Here is an 18,603-nt window from a genome sequence, read left to right as displayed (position 1 = left end):
GGCCGTCGATGTCTCCTCACCTCGGCGAGATTCTTGCACGGCGGCGGCGGCCCTCAGGGACCGCCGCCGCCGATGCGCAGAACCGAGGTGTACGCCTCAGCCGGCGACCGGCGTGGCCTCCTTGTCGCCCCGCGGCTGCTCGGGCTTGACCGACCGCAGCAGGACGCTCGCCACGTCGACCACCTCGACCTGCTCACCGGCGCCCTTGCCGTTGACACCGTCGTTGAGCATCGTCGAGCAGAACGGGCAGCCGACGGCCACCGTCCTCGCCCCGGTGGCCATGGCCTCCTCGACCCGGTCCACGTTGATCCGCTTGCCGATCTTCTCCTCCATCCACATCCGGGCGCCGCCGGCGCCGCAGCAGAAGGAGCGCTCGCTGTTGCGCGGCATCTCGGTCAGCTCGCCCTGGATGGCGTCGCCGAGGACCTCGCGGGGAGCGGCGAAGACCCGGTTGTGCCGTCCCAGGTAGCAGGGGTCGTGGTAGGTGACGCCACCGTCGACCGGCTGCACCGGGGTCAGCTTGCCGGTGGACACCAGGTGGGCCAGCAGTTGGGTGTGGTGGACCACCTCGAACTCGCCGCCGAGCTGGCCGTACTCGTTGCCGAGGGTGTTGAAGCAGTGCGGGCAGGTCGCGACGATCTTGCGCTTGGCCTTCTCCCGACCCTCGAACGCCTCGTTCAGCGTCTCGACGTTCTGCTGGGCGAGCATCTGGAAGACGAACTCGTTGCCGATCCGGCGGGCCGGGTCGCCGGAGCACGTCTCACCCTCGCCGAGGATCGCGAAGCTCACACCGGCCTCGTTGAGCAGCGTGGCCACCGCCCGGGTGGTCTTCTTGGCCCGGTCCTCGAACGCGCCGGCGCAGCCGACCCAGAACAGGTACTCGAAGTCGTCCACCTCGCCGACCCGTGGCACCTCGAAGTCGAGGCCCTTGGTCCAGTCCTCACGGGTGTTCTGCGGCGCGCCCCACGGGTTGCCCTTGTTCTCCAGGTTGCGCAGCATCACGCCGGCCTCGGAGGGGAAGCTCGACTCGATCAGCACCTGGTAGCGCCGCATGTCGACGATGTGGTCCACGTGCTCGATGTCCACCGGGCACTGCTCGACGCAGGCGCCGCAGGTGGTGCAGGACCAGAGGACGTCCGGGTCGATGACCCCGCCCTCCTCGGCCGTGCCGATCAGCGGCTTGTCGCCCTCGGCGAGCGACAGCACGTCCAGGTGCGCGAGCTGCGCCTGGGTGGCCTTCTCCTCGCCGGTGAGGTCCTTGCCACCGCCGGCCAGCAGGTAGGGCGCCTTCGCGTACGCGTGGTCGCGCAGGCTGAGCACGAGCAGCTTCGGCGACAGCGGCTTGCCGGTGTTCCAGGCGGGGCACTGCGACTGGCAGCGACCGCACTCGGTGCAGGTGCTGAAGTCCAGCAGGCCCTTCCAGGTGAACTGCTCGACCTGGGCGACGCCGAACTGGTCCTTCTCCGGGTCGGCCTCCTCGAAGTCGAGCGGCTTGCCCTCGCTCATCATCGGACGCAGCGGGCCCAGGCCGGATCCGGCCGGCTTCTCCGGGTCGCGCTTGAAGAAGATGTTGGGGAACGCCAGGAAGCGGTGCCACGCGACGCCCATGGTGACGTTCAGCGAGATGACGATCAGCCAGGTCATCGAGATGACGATCTTGATGAGCGCGGCGACGCTCGCGCCGTCCGACCAGTCCGGCACGATCGCGCCGACCGCGTGGCTGACCGGGGTGGCCCAGACCGGGTACTCGAAGTGGTCGGTGGCGACCTTGAAGCCCCGGATCACCAGGCCGAAGATCAGGACCAGCAGCACGATCCACTCGACGAAGTAGCCCTGCCACATGGTCGAGCCGGTGAAGCGGGAGCGACCGCCGGGCCGGCTCGGCCGGTTCCGCACCCGGATCGCCATCAGCACCAGGATGCCGACCAGCCCCAGCACGGTGATGACCTCGGTGGCCAGCCCGAAGATGGTCCAGTGCCCGATGATCGGCAGGCCGCCGGTCGGCGTGACCACCTCGAAGTACGCCTCGAGCACCAGCAGCGACAGCACGATGAAGCCGACCATCACGAACCAGTGGGCGGCGCCCACCACACCCCACTTGAGCATCCGGGTGTGGCCGGCGGTCTCCACCAGCATCTTCCTGGTGCGGGCGCCCTTGTCGGAGAACCGCTCCGGAGCGGGTTGCCCCAGCCGGATCACGGCCGTCATCTTCATGACCGCGCGCACCGCCAGCCACACCGCCACGGCGGTGATGCCAGCCGCGAGGATCGTGGTGACGATCTGGACGCTGCCCATCGAGTTGGCCTCCCCGGTCTGCTGCTCGTCGAGCGGTTCAGCAACCGGGGCCGGGGCAGGGCAGCGTCGCGCCGCTGCCGCACCTGCGACCGGACCGGTCGATGACCTCGCTCCGCTCGGTCATGCAGTGCAGCCTACGCGCAAGGTTACCCAGCAGTAACGTGAGTCATCTCGCAGTAGGCCACGCCGCCTGCGGACACCATAGGGTGCCCGGCCCGGTCCTGCCGGGCAGGGGGATGGCGGGTGACGGAGATCCTGCGGTCCGGTGGTGGATCCTGCGGTGCGGCGGCGGCCCGACCGGGCTCAGCGCCAGCGGGAGAGCAGTACCAGCGACGCGACCATCGCGCCGAAGCCGACCGCCAGGTTCCAGTACTGCCACGAGGCGACCGGGTACTCCTGCTCGGAGAGGTAGTAGACGACAAGCCAGCCGATGCCCGCGACGATCAGAGCGACCGCGGTGATCGGCAGCCACACCGGGCTAGGCTTGCGCGACGCCGCCGTCGTCGTCGGACGGACGTCCGTCGGCGGGGTGTACACCTTCTTCTTGCGGACCTGAGACTTGGGCACGGCGCTCTCCAGAGGGGGTGACAACCTCGTCCGGCCTGACAACCGGACGCGGAGGCGACGGTTCATGGCCAATAATGTTCGACAGCTAGCGTAGTCCCGAACGGCCGCCTGGACCACGAATGGGGTCAGTCAGGTACATGGAGTGACCGAAAAGTGCGGGACTGTTCGCATCGCGGCCCAGTCGTCACGGACCGGCCCCCGACACTCGGAAGGAACGCTCGGTGGAGTACACATCCGGTGCCGCCTCCTGGCAGAAGGTCCTCCGACGGGCCGTCGCCGGGCTGCTGCCCCGGCGGCCACGCCAACGGCGACCGGGCTGGTCGATCGGGGTGCCCCTGATCGCCGCCGCGGCGGGACTGCTCTTCACGACCACCGCGACCACGGCCGGCGGCACCGCCCTCCGGGAGGACCGGCGGCCCCAGCTCAACCAGCTCATCGAGGAGCGGCAGCAGCAGGTCACGGCGAGCGAGCGGCGCGCCGCCACACTGCGGGACGAGGTCGAGCAACGCACCGACACGCTGGCCGACTCGGACGCCCCGATCAAGGCCCAGCAGACCCGGGCCCAACGCAGCCTCGCGGCGGCCGGGTTCACTCCCGTGACCGGCACGGCCGTCACGGTCGAGCTGAACGACGCGCCCCAGCACAACGACGAGGCTCACTCCGACGCCACCAACGACGACCTGGTCGTGCACCAGGGTGACGTGCAGGCGGTGGTCAACGCGCTCTGGGCCGGTGGCGCGGAGGCCATGTCAATCATGAACGTCCGCGTGCTCGCAACCAGCGCGGTACGCTGCGTCGGTAACACCCTGCTGCTGCACGGCCGGGTGTACTCCCCACCGTTCAAGATCGTAGCAATCGGCGATCCCGCTGCCCTCCAGCAGGCCCTCGCCAGCTCTCAGGGAGTCCGGTTGTTCAAGGACGCAGTCGACGACTACCAACTCGGCTACAAGGAGTCCGTCTCCACCGTGACCGTCCCTGCCTTCGAGGACTCGACCGCCCTGCGCTCGGCGACGGTGCCCAGGTGAGCGGCTCCGACGAGCGCCGCGACGGCCGACACCGGGACCAGGCCGACGAACCGACGGCCTTCCTGCCCAAGGTCAGCCGGCCCGAGCCGGGTCGCGCCGAGCCGCCCGCGAGCCGGGTGGAATCCGCTCCGGGCCAGGCTGAGTCCACCGGAGGTCGACCCGAGTCGTCGCCATCCCGGCCCGCACCGGCTCCAGGGCAGACGCCGACCGGCAACTGGCCCGATCCTGTGCTGCCCAGTCGGTCACGGCCGACGGGCCCGCCCAGCCCTTTCGACGCACCGAGCGCCGGCTGGCCCGGTCCGCAGGGCTCCCCCGACCACGCGACCTCGACCGCGCCGCCGCGCTGGCCGGGCAGCGGGGCGCAGCGCGCCGAATCCGGTCCTCTGCCCGCCACTCCGAGCCGGCCGACCGCGCCTTCCGCACCGGGGCCGGTCCGGCAGCCCGCCCCGAGCACCGACCCCACCCGCTCACCGGCCGGAGGCGGCGCCGCGAGCCGTCCGCCGGCCGTCGGTCCGGCCGGGGCACCGACCGCGCCCGGCAACGCTCCGGGCACCTCGGCCGCTGCCGGCGACGCCGGCCGCTCGACGCCCGGGGCGGCCGCAACGCCGATCTGGGCCTCGGCCTTCCCCGGCTCGACGACGCCGAGCGCCGCCACACCGCCGAGCACGCCCACGCCACCGAGCGCCGACCCGAACGCCACCGCGGTCATTCCGAAGGTCACCCCCGGGTCCACGCGTTCGACCAGCGCCCCGGGCGCCCCCGTCTCCCCGGCCGCCGCCGACCCGAACGCCACCGCGGTGATCCCCGCCGTGACCGGCAAGCCGACACCCCGGCCCCCGTCCATCGACATGACGGCGCTGATGGGCGCGGTTCCCCGTACGCCCGCTCCGGAGGGGCCGGCCGGCGAGGGCGACAGCGCCACCGAGCCACCCCGACCGCGTCGGGGGGAGCGGGTCGTCCAACTCCGGCCGCACCAGACCGGCGAGGGCTACAAGAGCGTCTATTCGGAGCTGACCCGTCCGTCCGTCGCCTCCCGACTCCGGACCGGCATCCGCGCCACCGGTGAAGTACTGATCACCTTCGGCCTGGTGGTGCTGCTCTTCGCCGGCTACGAGGTGTGGGGCAAGTCCGCCGTCGTGGACGCCCACCAGAACGACCTCAGCAGCCAACTCGCGCAGGAGTGGGGCCCGACCGACGACCCGACGGTCGTGCCGTCCACGGCCCCGAGCGCCAAGCCGTCCCCGCCGGTGCGCGGCAAGCCGATCGCCGGCCTCTACATCCCGAAGCTCGACAAGAACTGGGTCGTCGTCGAGGGCGTCACCCAGGACGACATCCGCTACGCGCCGGGCCACTACCCGACCAGCGCGCAGCCCGGCCAGGTCGGCAACTTCTCCGTCGCCGGCCACCGGAACCGGGCCACCTTCTGGCGGCTGGACGAGTTGCACGACGGCGACGCGATCGTGGTCGAGAGCAAGACGGACTGGTACGTCTACCGGGTGGCGCAGACCCGCATCGTCAAGCCGACGCAGGTCGAGGTGGTGGCGCCCGTGCCCGGCGAGCCGAACAAGAAGCCGACCAAGCGGATGCTCACCCTGACCACCTGCAACCCCAAGTGGGACAACTACCAACGCCTGATCATCCACGCGGAGTTGGACCGGACCCAGCCCAAGTCGGCGGGTCGCCCGACAGAGCTGGGAGGCTGAGGCGGTGTACGCGTTCATCTGGCGCAAGCTCCCGTTCGGCCTGGCCGGCAAACTCGTCGGTTCGGTGCTGCTCGCCGCCGCCACGGTGGCCCTGCTCTGGTACGTGGCCTTCCCGTGGGCCGAGCCCCTGCTGCCCTTCGACGACGTCCAGGTCACCCAGGAGGATTCCGGTGTTCCCGGCGAGCCGAGCGACGGCGATGCGGTGACCGGCGACACGCCGGCCGGCGACGAGCACGACCTGCCGTACGACACGGAACGGAACAATCCCGAGCCGTCCTCCACGAGCAGGTGACGATGCGCGTCCTGGTGATCGACAACTACGACTCGTTCGTCTTCAACCTGGTGCAGTACCTGGGCCAGCTCGGCGTGGACTGCGACGTTCGTCGCAACGACGAGATCGACGTCGCCGAGGTCGGCCGGCTGGGCGCGGCGGGCGTCCTGCTCTCACCCGGCCCGGGCAGCCCGGACCGTGCGGGCATCTGTCTGGACGTCATCCGGGAGTACGCGGGCAAGCTGCCGATCTTCGGCGTCTGCCTCGGCCACCAGGCCATCGGGGAGGCGTTCGGGGCGACCGTCACGCGGGCCGCCGAGCTGCTGCACGGCAAGACCTCCGAGGTACGGCACCACTCCGTCGGCGTCCTCGCCGGCCTGCCCGACCCGTTCACCGCCACCCGCTACCACTCGCTGGCCGTTCTCCCCGAGACGCTCCCCGACGAGCTGGAGGTCACCGGCTGGACCGGCTCCGGGGTGGTGATGGCTATGCGGCACCGGACGCTGCCCATCGAGGGCGTGCAGTTCCACCCGGAGTCGGTGCTCACCGAGGGCGGCCACCTGATGCTCGCCAACTGGCTGGCGAGCTGCGGGCACACCGAGGCGCTGGAGCGCGCGCCCGCGCTGGCCGCCGAGGTGGACGCCCGGCGACTCGCCGCCTTCGCCACCTCCTAGACCGCGTCCGGTCAGCCCGTGAGCGCGTCCCGCACGGCCGGGTTCGCGGGTGACCGGACCGCGGGTGGCCGGTCCCGGAACGCATCCCAGGCCGCCTTGCCACTGGCCAGGTAGTCGCGGACCGCCTTCCCGGCGAGCATGACGGAACCGCACCCGTCGCAGCGGGCGGCCACCCCGTCGACGTCGAGGCCGAGGTGCCGGCAGAGCGTCACCGCCCGGGACAGGTGGTAGGACTGCGTCACGATCAGCGCGCGCTCGACGCCGTACACGTCGCGGGCGCGGACACAGCTGTCGTACGTGTCCAGGCCGAACGGGTCCGCCACCACCCGTCGCGGGTCGACGCCGAGCCGCTCGGTCAGGTACGCGGTCATCACCGTCGGCTCGTCGCCGGAGGTGCCGCCGCCGTCGCCGGACACCAGCACCGCCCGCGCCCGTCCCGTACGCACGAGCTCGGCGGCGGTCTCCAGACGGCCGGCGAGCCGGTCGCTCGGTTGCCGTCCGTCCGCGCCCACCGCCGTGCCGAGGACGATCACGACGTCGGCGGTGGGCGCCTCGGCCGCGTCGTGGGTGTGGCCCCGCGCGCCGATCGTCGTCCACAGCCATGGGAGGCTGCTCAGCGCCACCACGGCCACGGCCAGGATCGCCACGCGTCGCAGCCACCGCCGCCACCGACCTACCGCTGGGCGGTCGTCGACGGGCACCCGGATGCGGACGCTACTCTCCGCTCACCCGGAACGGCGGGATGATCGGCTGTCCGGTGCCGCCACCGCCGCCGGGCGTCGGCGTGCCGCTCGGCGTCGGCGTCGGCGTCGGCGATCCGCTGGGCGTCTCCTCGACCTCCTCCGGGATGCCGATCTCGATGGTCACCGTCTTGCCCTGGGCCAGGTCGGTGCCGCCCTTCGGGTTCTGCTTCTGGACCCGACCGGCCTCGGCGGCCGGCACCTCGTCGCCGTCGCGGAAGCTGACCACGTAACCCGCCGCGCGGAGTTCGGCGGCAGCGTCGTCCTTCGTGGAGTTGACGACGTTGGGCACCTTGCTGACGTTGCCGCGTGAGACCTCGACGACCACCTTGCTGTCCTGGGCAACGGTGGACCCCGAGGGCGGGCTGACCTTGACGACGATGCCCTTCTGCGCGGGGTTGTCGACCGGTTTCTGTTCCACGGTCAGCCCCAACGCTTCGAGCTGGGGCGCGACGTTGTCGAACTGCGAGTTGACCAGGCCCGGGGGGATCTTGACGTCGGGCTTGCCGTCGCAGATCTGGACGGTCACGTTGCTCGCCTGCTTCACCCGGGCGCCCGCCGCGGGATCCTGCCTGGCGACAGTGCCCTTCGTGCAGTCGTTTGCCAGGACCGGATCGCCGACGACCGGGTTGAAGCCCGCGTTACGGATCTCGGTGACCGCCGCGTCGCGCGCCTTGCCGGCGAGCGTCGGCACCGCCTTCAGGTCCTTGTCCTGCTGCTGACTCCAGAGCAGGGCGGCGACCAGGGCGATCACCGCCAGCACGCCGACCGCGCTGAACAGGGCGATCAGCCAGGAGGACGCCTTGCGCTGGCGCGGGTCGCCGACCCGGGCCGGGATCTGCCGGGTCTGCTGCCCGGTCGCGGCAGCCGGGTAGCCAGCGGCACCGCCGGCCGGGGCCATCGCCACCGTCTCCGCCTCGCGCATCACCGGAGTGGCCAGCACCGGCCGGCCAGCGGCGGCACGCAGCAGGTCGGCGCGCATCTCGCCGGCACTCTGGTAGCGGTTCAGCGGGTTCTTCGACAGCGCCTTGAGGACGATCGCATCGACCGCCGGGGTGACGTCCGGGTTGATGTCGCTCGGGGTCGGCGGAGTCTCCCGGACGTGCTGGTACGCGACGCTGACCGGACTGTCGCCCACGAACGGCGGGTGCCCACAGACCAGTTCGAAGAGGACGCAGCCGGCCGCGTACACGTCGGAGCGGGCGTCCACGGCCTCACCGCGCGCCTGCTCCGGCGACAGGTACTGGGCCGTGCCGATGACCGCGCTGGTCTGCGTCATGGTGGTCGCGCCGCTGGCCAGCGCCCGGGCGATACCGAAGTCCATCACCTTGACCTGGCCGGTCTGGGTGAGCATGACGTTGCCCGGCTTGATGTCCCGGTGGATGATCCCGTGCCGGTGGCTGAACTCCAACGCCGCGCACATGTCGGCGCAGATCTCCAGCGCACGGCGGGGCTGCAACCGGCCCTCGACGCCGAGGACCTCCTTCAACGTCCGTCCGTTGACGAACTCCATGACGATGAAGGGCAGCGTCTCACCGGTCGGGGCGGTCTCCTCGCCGGTGTCGTAGACCGCGACGATCGCCGGGTGGTTGAGCGACGCGGCGTTCTGCGCCTCCCGACGGAAGCGCATCTGGAACGTCGCGTCCCGGGCGAGGTCGGTGCGGAGCATCTTGATCGCGACGTCCCGACCGAGCCGGAGGTCGCGACCGCGGTGCACCTCGGCCATGCCGCCGTAGCCGAGCAGCTCGCCGACCTGGTACCTGCCACCGAGCAGGCGGGCCTGCGCTGTCATCGCGTCTGTCGTCCTTCGCTCGTCGTCGTCCCGCCGTCACCCGGCCGGATTCGTACCTCACGACGGTACGACGTTCGGGTCGCATCGTCGCGTCCGTCGAGCCGCAGCGCGCCGGACGTCACGGTCTGTGAACTCGTCGGCCCGGACGCACCCGTCTGCGACGCCTTTCGCAGGTTGTAGGAAATCACGCCGGAGCAGAGCAGGACCAGTAAGGCCAGCAGGATGGCGAGGAGCACCATCCCGGGCCGGGACCGGCGGGGCTCGGACGCCGGACCGGCCTGCCGGGCGTACGCCGGTGGGTGTTCCTGCCGGGTCTGCGCCGGCGGCACCGCCGCGGCGCCGCGCGGGTAGCCGGCCTGGGCGACCGGCGGCCGGGCGTGCGGTACGGCCGGCGCGACGGCGGTGGGGCGGGGTTGTTGAGCCGGCGCGATCGTGGTGGGCCGCTGCCCGACCGGCGGCTGCCGGTGTGGCGCATTCGGCGGGCGGAACTGCTGGGCCTGCGGCACCTGCGCCCGACCGGGTGCGGCGGGCGAGGACGGCGCCCCGGAGATCGGCGCGGAGTGACCGCCGGCCCGGGCCTGCTGGGACAGCGCGGCCTTGAGCTGCCGGGCCACCGAGGCGAGGGCGGCGGCGCTGGGCCAGCGGGCAGCCGGGTCCTTGGCCAACGCCCGCTCGACGACCGCCCGGACCTGCGGCGGGATGTCGTTGGGCAGCGGACGGGGCGTCTCCCGGACGTGCCGCATGGCGATGTCGAGCGGGTTGTCCCCCTCGAAGGGTCGCCGGCCGGCGAGGCACTGGTAGGCGACCACGCCGAGCGCGTACACGTCGGACGCCGGGGTGGCGACCTGCCCGGTGGCCTGCTCCGGCGAGATGTAGGAGGCGGTACCGAGCACCGAGCCGGCGGCGGTGAGCTGGCCGACGATGTCCGAGCGGGCGATGCCGAAGTCGGTCAGGACGAGCGTGCCGTTCGGCCGGACCAGCAGGTTGCCCGGCTTCACGTCGCGGTGCACGATGCCCTTCTCGTGGGCGGCGTGCAGCGCGTCCGCGGCCTGCGCGACGAGCGCCATCGTCCGGGCTGGGGTGAGCCGGCCGACCCGGCTCAGCGTGGAGGACAGGGCGTCGCCCTCGACGTACTCCATGACGAGAAACGCGATCTGCTGGTCGTTGCCGAAGTCGTAGACGTCGACGACGCCGGGGTGGTTGATCGTCGCCATCGTCCGGGCCTCGCCCCGGAACCGCTCGGCGAAGTCCGGGTCGTCGAGCAGCGCGGGGAGCAGGCTCTTCACCGCGACCGTCCGGCCGAGCACCTGGTCGGTGCCGCGCCAGACGTCGCCCATGCCGCCGCTGGCGATCCGCTCGTCGAGACGGTAGCGGTTGCCGAGCTGAACGCCGGGGCTGAGCATGTCAGCGGCCCCCGGGGTCGGCGATGGCGGCCCGCATGATCTGGCCACCGATCCGGGCCGCTTCGGAGCTGCCACCGCTGCCGGCCTGTTCCAGGACGACACACACGGCCGAGACCGCGTTGCCGTTCTTGTCCAGCGCGAAGCCGATGAACCAGCCGTGGTCGGGGCGGTCCGGCGCGGACTGCGCCGTACCCGTCTTGCCGCCGACCGTGTAGCCGCTGATCGCCGCCTTCTGGCCGGTGCCCTTCTGGACGACGCTGACCATCATGTCGCGCAGGTCGGAGGCGACCTGCGGCTCGACGGGCTGGCGCAGTTCCCGCGCCTTCGCCGTGTAGTAGCTGGTGGTCCGGTCCGGGGCGAGGAGCTGCCGGACCAGGTACGGCCGCATCTGGCTGCCGCCGTTGGCGACCGCCCCGGCGATCATGGCGCCCTGCAACGGGGTCATCCGGACGTTGTTCTGACCGATCGAGGACTGGGCCAGCGCGGCCGGGTCGGTGCCACCGTCCGGGTTCAGCATGTCGCCGGTCCGGCTGGCGGCCGTGCGCAGGCCGCCCTCGCCGAGCTGGCCGACCGTGAGGTCCTCCTGCTCGAAGCCGAACTGGCGGGCCTTCTCCTTGATCTTGTCCGCGCCGAGCCGCACTCCGAGCTGCGCGAAGCCCGTGTTGCAGGACTCGGTGACCGCCTCCTGGAGGGTGACCTGCGGCTCGGGGCAGATCGACGGGGCGGCGTTACGAATCGGGGTGCCCGAGGTGGGCGGCGTGTAGCTGGACCCGGCCGGGATCGGGGTCGACTTGGTGACGCCGTTCTCCAGCCCAGCCGCGGCGACCACGATCTTGAAGGTGGACCCCGGCGGCAGCGTCTCGGACAGGGCACGGTTCTTCAGCGGACCGTCCGGGTTCTGCTCCAGCTTGTTGATCTCCGCCGCCGCCTCGGCCGTGTCGTGGCTGGCGAGCGGGTTCGGGTCGAAGCTGGGCATCGACACCAGGGCCTGCACCGCGCCGGTGGACGGGTCGATGGCGATCGCCGCGCCCCTCTTCGCACCCACCTGGTTGTTACGCATCTGGTCGTACGCCACGTCCTGCGCCCGCTTCGAGAGCGTCAGCAGCACGTTGCCGCCGGCCGTCTCGTCACCGGTGAACAGGTCCTTGAACCGGTCGCCGATCAACTGGTCGCTGGTGCCGGCCAGGAAGTCGTTCTCGACCTGCTCGATGCCGGTGTCGGCCAGGTTGACCGGCTTGTAGCCGAGCACGTGGGCGTACTTGGCGCCGCCCGGGTAGGTGCGCTGGAACTTCAGCTTGCCGGTGGTCTCCTTGCTGGTGGCCAACGCGGTGCCGCCGGCTTCGATGTTGCCGCGCTTGCGCTTGTAGTCGGCGACCTGGACCCGACCGTTGTAGTCACTGGTGCGGTACTCGTCCGCCTTGTACGCCTGGATCCAGTTCAGGTTCGCGAAGAGCAGACCGAACAGGACCATGACGACGACACCGACACGACGCAGGGGTGCGTTCACGGCTTGATCACCTCCGTGGGAGCACCGTGCAACTGCTCGGGCGGACCGCCCGACGGCCGGGCCGCCTTGCCGGCGCCACCGGTCACCGGCCGCCGGGCCCCGTCGGAGACCCGCAGCAGGACCGCGATGAGCAGCCAGTTCGCCATCAGCGACGAGCCACCGGCGGACAGGAACGGCGTGGTCTGGCCGGTCAGCGGGATCAGCTTGCTGATACCGCCGACGATCACGAAGACCTGGAGGCCCAGGGTGAAGGCGAGACCGCCGGCGAGCAGCTTGCCGAACGAGTCACGGACCGCGAGCGCGGCGCGCAGACCACGCTCCACGATCAGCAGGTAGACCACCAGCAGCGCGGAGAGACCGAAGAGGCCGATCTCCTCGCCGATGCCGGCGAAGATGAAGTCGTTCTGCACCTCGGGCAGGATGTCCGGCTGGCCACCGCCCGGGCCCGCGCCGAAGAGCCCGCCCGTGCCGAGGGCGAGCAGGCCCTGGACGAGCTGATAGCCCTTGTCGGTCGGGTCGGCGAACGGGTCCAGCCAGATCTCGGCACGCACGTAGAAGTTGGCGAACGGACCACCGACCGTCGAGCCCAGCACGTACGCGAGGTAGGCGCCACCGAAGAAGAGGAGCAGACCGATCAGCAGCCAACTGACCCGTTCGGTGGCGATGTAGAGGGTCACCACGAACATGCCGAAGTACAGCAGCGAGGTGCCGAGGTCCTTCTCGAACACCAGCACCAGGAGGCTGATGAGCCAGACCACGACCACCGGACCGAGGTCCCGACCGCGCGGGAAGTCGATACCGAGGAACCGCCGGCTGGCCAGCGAGAGCACCTCACGCTTGCGCACCAGGTAGTACGCGAAGAAGACCAGCAGCGCCAGCTTGGCGAACTCACCCGGCTGGATCGAGAAACCACCCACCCGGATCCACAGCTTCGCGCCGTTGATCTCGGACATGCTGCGCGGCAGCACCGCCGGGAGCATCACCAGCACGATGCCGGCGAGCCCCAGGGTGTACGCGTACCGGGACACCGAACGGTGGTCGCGCATGATCGCGAGCAGGCCCGCGGCGAGGATCACCGAGGCGAGCGTCCACGCGAGCTGCCGGCCGCCGATACCGGCGAACGTGGCCAGATCCTCCCGGTCCACCGGGGCGGCCTCGCCCAGGTCGATCCGGCGCAGGAAGCCCACACCGAGGCCGTTGAGCAGGGCCACCGCCGGCAGCAGAGCCGGATCGGCGAACGGGGCGAGGAACCGGATGACCAGGTGCAGGCCGAGGAAGACCGCGCCGAGCGCGGCGGCGGGCAGCCAGAAATCCGGAGTGACCGTGTCCAGGAGGTTCGCCTCGACGGTCGCCATGTACGCGGCCACCAGCACCATGGCGAGCAGCAGCAGGGACAGCTCGGCGTTGCGCCGGGACCGGGCCAGGCGTACGCCGGACTCCCCGCCCGTGGTGGCGGGCGAGGATGCCGGTGTGGCCGCTACGGTCACGGGTGGAGTCCTTGGGATCTCAGTCGACGCTCACTCAGGAGACCGGCAGCCGGCCGGGTCGAGCGCCGGCGGTGCCGAGTCGGAGGGCGTGGCGTCGGGTGCGGTGGTCGGATCGGTCCCGCCCGTGGTGGCCGCCGTGGTGGGGCTCGCGCTGAGGACCCCGTTCACCGACGCGCTCGGGCTGGTGGCCGGCGTCGGGGACGTCACGGGCGGGGTCGGGGAAGGAGTGGGCGTGGGCGAGCCGGTCAGCGCGCCCGTGTCGGGCGTGCAGAGCGGCTTCAGGTTCGGATTGGTCGGCGTGTCGCTGGTCAGCTCGGCGAGCTGACGCTCGGCGTCCGGCTCGCTCTTGGCCCGGATGCCCACCTTGACCGTGTCCTGGGCGGCGACCGTCAGGTCGTCCAACCGGGTACCGCTGGTGCGGTGCACGGTGGACAGGTCCACCCCGGCGATCTGCCCCTGGATGCCACGGAAGACGGCGACCTGGCCCTCCTCGGTGGCGCCCACGTAGTACTGGCGCTGGGTGTACGTCCAGCCGGCGAAGAGTCCACCGCCGATGATCACCAGAAGGGCCACAGCCATGGCGGTGGCCCGTACCGGCCGACGCTTGCGCCGTTCCGGCTCGTCGTCGGCGGAGACGGGCTCCTCCGGCGCGGCGGGACGTGGCGCGGAGAGCGCCGAGGCCCGGGCGGCCGGGGTCGAGTCGTCGGCGGAGGTGGCCATGCCCCGGTCCCGGGCGGCGGCGCCGCCGACGATCGGGGTCGCCTCGACGATGTCGTGGTCGGTGGCATCGGCGATGATCACCGTGATGTTGTCCGGGCCGCCGCCGCGCAGCGCAAGCTGCACCAGCCGCTCGACGCACTGCTGCGGATCGGTGTACTCGCGCAGGGTCTCGCCGATGGTCTCGGCGCTCACCACACCCGAGAGGCCGTCGCTACAGATCAGGTAGCGGTCGCCGGAGAGCACCTGGCGCACCGAGTACTCCGGGTCGATGTCCCGGCCGTCGAGTGCGCGGGTCAGCAGCGACCGCTGCGGGTGGCTGCTCGCCTCCTCGGCGCTGATCCGACCCTCGTCGACGAGCATCTGGACGTACGTGTCGTCCTTGGTGATCTGCGAGAACTCACCGTTGCGCAGCAGATAGGCCCGCGAGTCACCGATGTGGACCATCCCCAGCTTGCTGCCGGAGAAGAGGGTCGCCGTCAGTGTGGTGCCCATCCCCTCCAACTGCGGGTTGGCGTCCACCGTGTCGCGGAGCTGTTGGTTGGCGGTGCCCACGGCCGAACGCAGCGCGTCGACGAGGGCGTCCCCGGGGACATCCTCGTCGAGCGGCGCCATGGCACCGATGACGATGTTGCTGGCGACGTCACCGGCGGCCATGCCGCCCATGCCGTCGGCAACGGCGAGTAGCCGCGGCCCGGCGTAGACGGAGTCTTGATTGCCGTCACGGATCAGACCGCGGTCGCTGTGGGCCGCATAGCGCAGGGTCAGAGTCATGGCCGTAATTCGAGGGAAGTGCGGCCGATCCGGATCGGCACGCCGAGGGGTACGGGGGTTGGTCCGGTGACCTTAGCGCGATCGAGGTACGTGCCGTTAGTCGAGCCGAGATCCTCGACGAACCACTGGCCCTCGCGCGGTACGAGTCTCGCGTGCCGCGCGGAGGCGTAGTCGTCGGTGATGACCAGGGTGGAGTCCTCGGCCCGACCGATGGTGATCTGCGCTTCGCCCAGGGTGATGCGGGTGCCGGCCAACTGACCGGCGGTGACCACCAACTGGTGGGCCGCCCTGCCCCGCTTCACCTTCGCCGGTTTGGCCGCCTGCCCCGTCGAGGCGCCAACCGCGCGTGGTGCCGCCACCAGGCGACCGGACCGGGCTCCCGCGAAGAGATCTCGGCGGATCACGCCGACCACCGTGAACACGAAGATCCACAGCAGGATCAGGAACCCGAACCGGGCAACGGTGATGACCAGTGCCGGCAAGGCGGCTCAGCCGTCCACGCGGAAGGTCAGCGTCGTGGTGCCGAGCTGGACCATGTCACCAGGGTTCAGCGCGACGGCGGAGACCCGCTGCCCGTTGACCATGGTGCCGTTGGTGGAACCCAGATCGGTCAGCACAACCTGGCCGCCGTCGAAATCCAGTCGGGCGTGTCGCCGGGAGATGCCGACGTCGGGCAGGCGCAGGTTCGCCTGGTCGCCGCGACCGATCACCGTCGACCCCATCTGGAGGGGGTAGGTGCGTCCGTCACCGGAGACCAGTCGCACGTTGCGACCGCCACCGTGCCCGGGCGGCGGGCCGTAGCCGCCACCCTGGTCGTACGCGGGGTAGGCGGGCGGACCGGCGTCGTAGCCGGGCGCCGACACCGGGGCGACCTCGCCACCGGTGTAGACCTCGGCGGTGACGCGGAACATTCCCGTGTCCAGGCCCTCGCCCCGCTCGATCTCCACGATCACGTCGCCGTAGACCGTCCAGGCCTGCTCGCCGATGAACTCCGCCTGCGACTGGGCCAGCTCCTGGGCCAGTGCGGCGGCGTACGGCGCCAGACGACTGTGGTCGAACGGCGAGAGATCGATCACGTAGCGGTTGGGCACCAACGTGCGCCCACCGGCCAGGATCGCCTTGTGCGCCTCGGCCTCCCGCTGCATGGCGTTGAGGATCTCCACGGGGTGGACCACCCCTTTGAAGACCTTGGCGAAGGCCCCTTCGACCAGGCCTTCCAGACGCTTCTCGAAGCGTTGCAGCACGCTCACCGGCTCCTCCTCGGGTCCCGAGGACATGATGGTATCCGGCCGGCGCGCGCGCAGCTCACACGCCGCTCGGCCGCCTGCTCCCGGCCCGTTCGGAAGGACCGGGACCGCCGTGCTAATCTTTCGTCCGCCACGAACGGTAACCGCTCGTGGCGAGCGTCCGGGACAGCGTAGTATTCCCGAGGCCTGTTGGAGACAGCGGGTCCGGGGCGGCTACAGTGTCCCGGGTCGTGCCACGGGGATGTGGCGGAATGGCAGACGCGCACGGTTCAGGTCCGTGTGCCCGAAAGGGCGTGGGGGTTCAACTCCCCCCATCCCCACCAAAAGACGAGGGCTCCGCTTGATGCGGGGCCCTTCCGTCATATCGGGGCGTGCCGGGCGTCACGCTATGCTCCGATGGTTTCTGCCTCCGATGGACCAGGAGTGGCGTGTGAGTGTCGCGTTGGTGACCGGGTCGGGCGGTCTGATCGGCTCCGAGGCGGTCCGGCACTTCGCCGGCCTCGGTCTGGACGTCGTCGGCATCGACAACGACATGCGCCGGTACTTCTTCGGAGAGGACGGCTCCACCTCGTGGAGCCTGGAGCGGCTCGGCCGTGACCTCGGTAACTCGTACACCCACTACGCGGTGGACATCCGGGACCGGGACGGCCTGGAGCAGGTGTTCAAGAAGTACGGCTCGGACATCGCCGTGGTGATCCACAGCGCCGCGCAGCCCAGCCACGACTGGGCGGCCAAGGAGCCGTACACGGACTTCGACGTGAACGCCGGCGGGACTCTCAACATGCTGGAGAACACCCGCCAGCACGCGATCGACGCGGCGTTCATCCACTGCTCGACGAACAAGGTCTACGGCGACCGGCCCAACAGCCTGCCGCTCATCGAGCTGGAGACCCGGTACGAGCTGCCCGAGGACCACCGCTGGTACCAGGGCATCACCGAGGAGATGTCGATCGACCACTCGCTGCACTCGGTCTTCGGCGCCTCGAAGGTGGCCGCGGACGTGATGGTGCAGGAGTACGGCCGCTACTTCGACATGAAGACCGCCTGTTTCCGGGGCGGCACCCTGACCGGCCCGGCCCACTCGGCCGCCGAGCTGCACGGGTTCCTGGCGTACCTGATGCGTTGCGTCATGGAGGGCCGGACGTACAACCTGTTCGGCTACAAGGGCAAGATGGTCCGCGACGCGATCCACTCGCACGACGTGCTGACCGCGTTCGAGGCGTTCTTCCGGGCGCCCCGCTCGGCCGAGGTCTACAACCTCGGTGGCGGCCGGCACTCCAACACCTCCCACATCGAGGCGTTCGCGATCGCTCAGGAGATCACCGGACGCGAGGCACAGATCAACTACGTCGAGCAGAACCGCACCGGCGACCACCAGTGGTACGTGAGCAGCATGGCCCGGTTCGAGGCGCAGTACCCGGACTGGAAGATCACGTACGACGTGCCGATGATCCTGCGGGAGATCTACGAGGCGAACGTGGACAAGTGGGTGCCGCAGCCGTGACTCGCCAGACCAAGCGCAACGTGCTCGGCGTCCTCGTCGACGCCACCGACTACGCCTCGGCGACCGACGCGGTGGTGACCGCGGCGCACGAGCGACGGCCTCTCGCGTTGACGGCGCTGGCCGTGCACGGCGTGATGACCGGGGTGCTCGATCCGGCGCACAACGCCCGGTTGAACTCCTTCGACGTGGTCACCCCGGACGGCCAGCCGGTGCGCTGGGCGCTCAACCTGCTGCACCACGCCGGGCTCACCGACCGGGTCTACGGGCCGACGCTGACGCTGCACGTGCTCTCCCGGTTCGCCGACGAGGGGCTGCCCGTCTACCTGTACGGCTCGACCGAGGAGACGCTGGCGAAGCTGATCCCGGCGTTGGAGCGGATGTTCCCGGCCTTGAAGATCGCCGGCGTGGAGCCGTCGAAGTTCCGCGCGGTCCAGCCGGGCGAGGACGCCGAGATCGCCGACCGGATCCGGTCCAGCGGCGCCCGGCTCGTCCTGGTCGGGCTCGGCTGTCCGCGCCAGGAGGTCTTCACGTACGCCATGCGCCCACTGCTGGACATGCCGATGATGGCGGTCGGCGCCGCGTTCGACTATCACGCCGGGCTGCTGCGCCAGCCTCCGCCGTGGATGCAGCGCGCCGGCCTGGAGTGGTTCTGGCGGCTCGGGCTGGAGCCGAAGCGGCTGTGGCGTCGCTACGTGATCCTCAACCCCGCGTACCTGGCCCGGCTCGCCGGCCAGAAGACCGGCCTGTGGAAGGCCCGCCCGCCGGCCCCGGCCACCGAGCGGCCGGCCACCTTCGCGGTCTAGGGCGTGTGTCAAAGTCCTCGGTCGAGTCGAGGCGGAGTCCAGGCGGCGGTCCGGCAAGGCGGAGATGGGTTCGGATACCGGTGTTGTATCCGAA

General features: G+C 71.0%; 16 protein-coding genes and 1 tRNA gene. 7 read left to right on the top strand and 10 right to left on the bottom strand.

Annotation, left to right across the window (positions count from 1 at the left end):
- Window positions 1-96: 96 nt before the first annotated feature.
- Window positions 97-2,295: a (Fe-S)-binding protein gene (locus ACQPZK_RS00390; protein WP_433536378.1), complete on the bottom strand. Its 2,199-nt coding sequence runs from the start codon at window positions 2,293-2,295 to the stop codon at window positions 97-99.
- Between the two features lie 303 nt (window positions 2,296-2,598).
- Complete coding sequence (locus ACQPZK_RS00385; RefSeq protein ID WP_007454145.1) at window positions 2,599-2,862, bottom strand: cell division protein CrgA; 264 nt, start codon at window positions 2,860-2,862, stop codon at window positions 2,599-2,601.
- Window positions 2,863-3,083: 221 nt separating this feature from the next.
- On the opposite strand from ACQPZK_RS00385, the gene ACQPZK_RS00380 reads away from it, so the two are divergent.
- Genes ACQPZK_RS00380 through ACQPZK_RS00365 form a run of 4 tightly spaced genes read left to right on the top strand, consistent with a single transcriptional unit; the run spans window position 3,084 to window position 6,535 of the window.
- Window positions 3,084-3,887 (top strand): DUF881 domain-containing protein, encoded by an 804-nt coding sequence (locus tag ACQPZK_RS00380; protein ID WP_433536377.1) that lies wholly within the window; start codon window positions 3,084-3,086, stop codon window positions 3,885-3,887.
- Entirely contained in the window at window positions 3,884-5,590 is a 1,707-nt protein-coding gene (locus tag ACQPZK_RS00375; protein ID WP_433536376.1) for a class E sortase, read from the top strand. The genes ACQPZK_RS00380 and ACQPZK_RS00375 overlap by 4 nt, the downstream gene beginning before the upstream one ends.
- 4 nt (window positions 5,591-5,594) lie before the next feature.
- A complete protein-coding gene (locus ACQPZK_RS00370; RefSeq protein WP_433536375.1) occupies window positions 5,595-5,882 on the top strand; it encodes a hypothetical protein in 288 nt (95 codons plus the stop codon).
- Window positions 5,883-5,884: 2 nt separating this feature from the next.
- Window positions 5,885-6,535: an aminodeoxychorismate/anthranilate synthase component II gene (locus ACQPZK_RS00365; RefSeq protein ID WP_433536374.1), complete on the top strand. Its 651-nt coding sequence runs from the start codon at window positions 5,885-5,887 to the stop codon at window positions 6,533-6,535.
- Window positions 6,536-6,546: 11 nt separating this feature from the next.
- Here the strand turns inward: ACQPZK_RS00365 and ACQPZK_RS00360 are convergent, their stop codons facing one another.
- The 8 genes from ACQPZK_RS00360 to ACQPZK_RS00325 are packed head-to-tail and all read right to left on the bottom strand — an operon-like array spanning window position 6,547 to window position 16,232.
- The gene (locus tag ACQPZK_RS00360; protein ID WP_433536373.1) at window positions 6,547-7,236 is read right to left on the bottom strand and encodes a SanA/YdcF family protein; all 690 of its coding nucleotides are present in this window, start codon (window positions 7,234-7,236) and stop codon (window positions 6,547-6,549) included.
- 13 nt (window positions 7,237-7,249) lie between these two features.
- Window positions 7,250-9,067: a Stk1 family PASTA domain-containing Ser/Thr kinase gene (gene pknB / locus ACQPZK_RS00355; RefSeq protein ID WP_433536372.1), complete on the bottom strand. Its 1,818-nt coding sequence runs from the start codon at window positions 9,065-9,067 to the stop codon at window positions 7,250-7,252.
- Window positions 9,064-10,470 carry a protein kinase domain-containing protein gene (locus ACQPZK_RS00350; protein ID WP_433536371.1) on the bottom strand — a complete coding sequence of 469 codons (1,407 nt, stop codon included), beginning with the start codon at window positions 10,468-10,470 and terminating at the stop codon, window positions 9,064-9,066. The genes pknB and ACQPZK_RS00350 overlap by 4 nt, the downstream gene beginning before the upstream one ends.
- Before the next feature lies 1 nt (window position 10,471).
- Window positions 10,472-11,977, bottom strand: coding sequence for a peptidoglycan D,D-transpeptidase FtsI family protein (locus tag ACQPZK_RS00345; protein WP_433536370.1), 1,506 nt, complete (start codon window positions 11,975-11,977; stop codon window positions 10,472-10,474).
- Entirely contained in the window at window positions 11,974-13,464 is a 1,491-nt protein-coding gene (locus tag ACQPZK_RS00340) for an FtsW/RodA/SpoVE family cell cycle protein (RefSeq protein ID WP_433536369.1), read from the bottom strand. Before ACQPZK_RS00340 ends, ACQPZK_RS00345 begins: the two co-directional genes overlap by 4 nt.
- Before the next feature lie 30 nt (window positions 13,465-13,494).
- On the bottom strand, window positions 13,495-14,955 hold the full coding sequence (locus ACQPZK_RS00335) for a protein phosphatase 2C domain-containing protein (RefSeq protein ID WP_433536368.1): 1,461 nt from the start codon (window positions 14,953-14,955) through the stop codon (window positions 13,495-13,497).
- The gene (locus tag ACQPZK_RS00330) at window positions 14,952-15,437 is read right to left on the bottom strand and encodes an FHA domain-containing protein FhaB/FipA (protein WP_007454124.1); all 486 of its coding nucleotides are present in this window, start codon (window positions 15,435-15,437) and stop codon (window positions 14,952-14,954) included. Before ACQPZK_RS00330 ends, ACQPZK_RS00335 begins: the two co-directional genes overlap by 4 nt.
- A gap of 6 nt (window positions 15,438-15,443) precedes the next feature.
- Window positions 15,444-16,232: an FhaA domain-containing protein gene (locus tag ACQPZK_RS00325; protein WP_007454122.1), complete on the bottom strand. Its 789-nt coding sequence runs from the start codon at window positions 16,230-16,232 to the stop codon at window positions 15,444-15,446.
- Between the two features lie 207 nt (window positions 16,233-16,439).
- On the opposite strand from ACQPZK_RS00325, the gene ACQPZK_RS00320 reads away from it, so the two are divergent.
- The 3 genes from ACQPZK_RS00320 (at window position 16,440) to ACQPZK_RS00310 (ending at window position 18,509) form a co-directional block, all read left to right on the top strand.
- Window positions 16,440-16,525 (top strand) — tRNA-Leu (locus ACQPZK_RS00320).
- 65 nt (window positions 16,526-16,590) lie between these two features.
- Window positions 16,591-17,706: an NAD-dependent epimerase/dehydratase family protein gene (locus ACQPZK_RS00315; RefSeq protein WP_433536367.1), complete on the top strand. Its 1,116-nt coding sequence runs from the start codon at window positions 16,591-16,593 to the stop codon at window positions 17,704-17,706.
- Complete coding sequence (locus tag ACQPZK_RS00310; protein ID WP_433536366.1) at window positions 17,703-18,509, top strand: WecB/TagA/CpsF family glycosyltransferase; 807 nt, start codon at window positions 17,703-17,705, stop codon at window positions 18,507-18,509. Before ACQPZK_RS00315 ends, ACQPZK_RS00310 begins: the two co-directional genes overlap by 4 nt.
- Window positions 18,510-18,603: the final 94 nt, after the last annotated feature.

The sequence above is a fragment of the Micromonospora sp. CA-249363 genome (assembly GCF_050950185.1).
Lineage (GTDB): Bacteria > Actinomycetota > Actinomycetes > Mycobacteriales > Micromonosporaceae > Micromonospora.
This window is presented reverse-complemented; position numbering and strand designations above follow the sequence as displayed.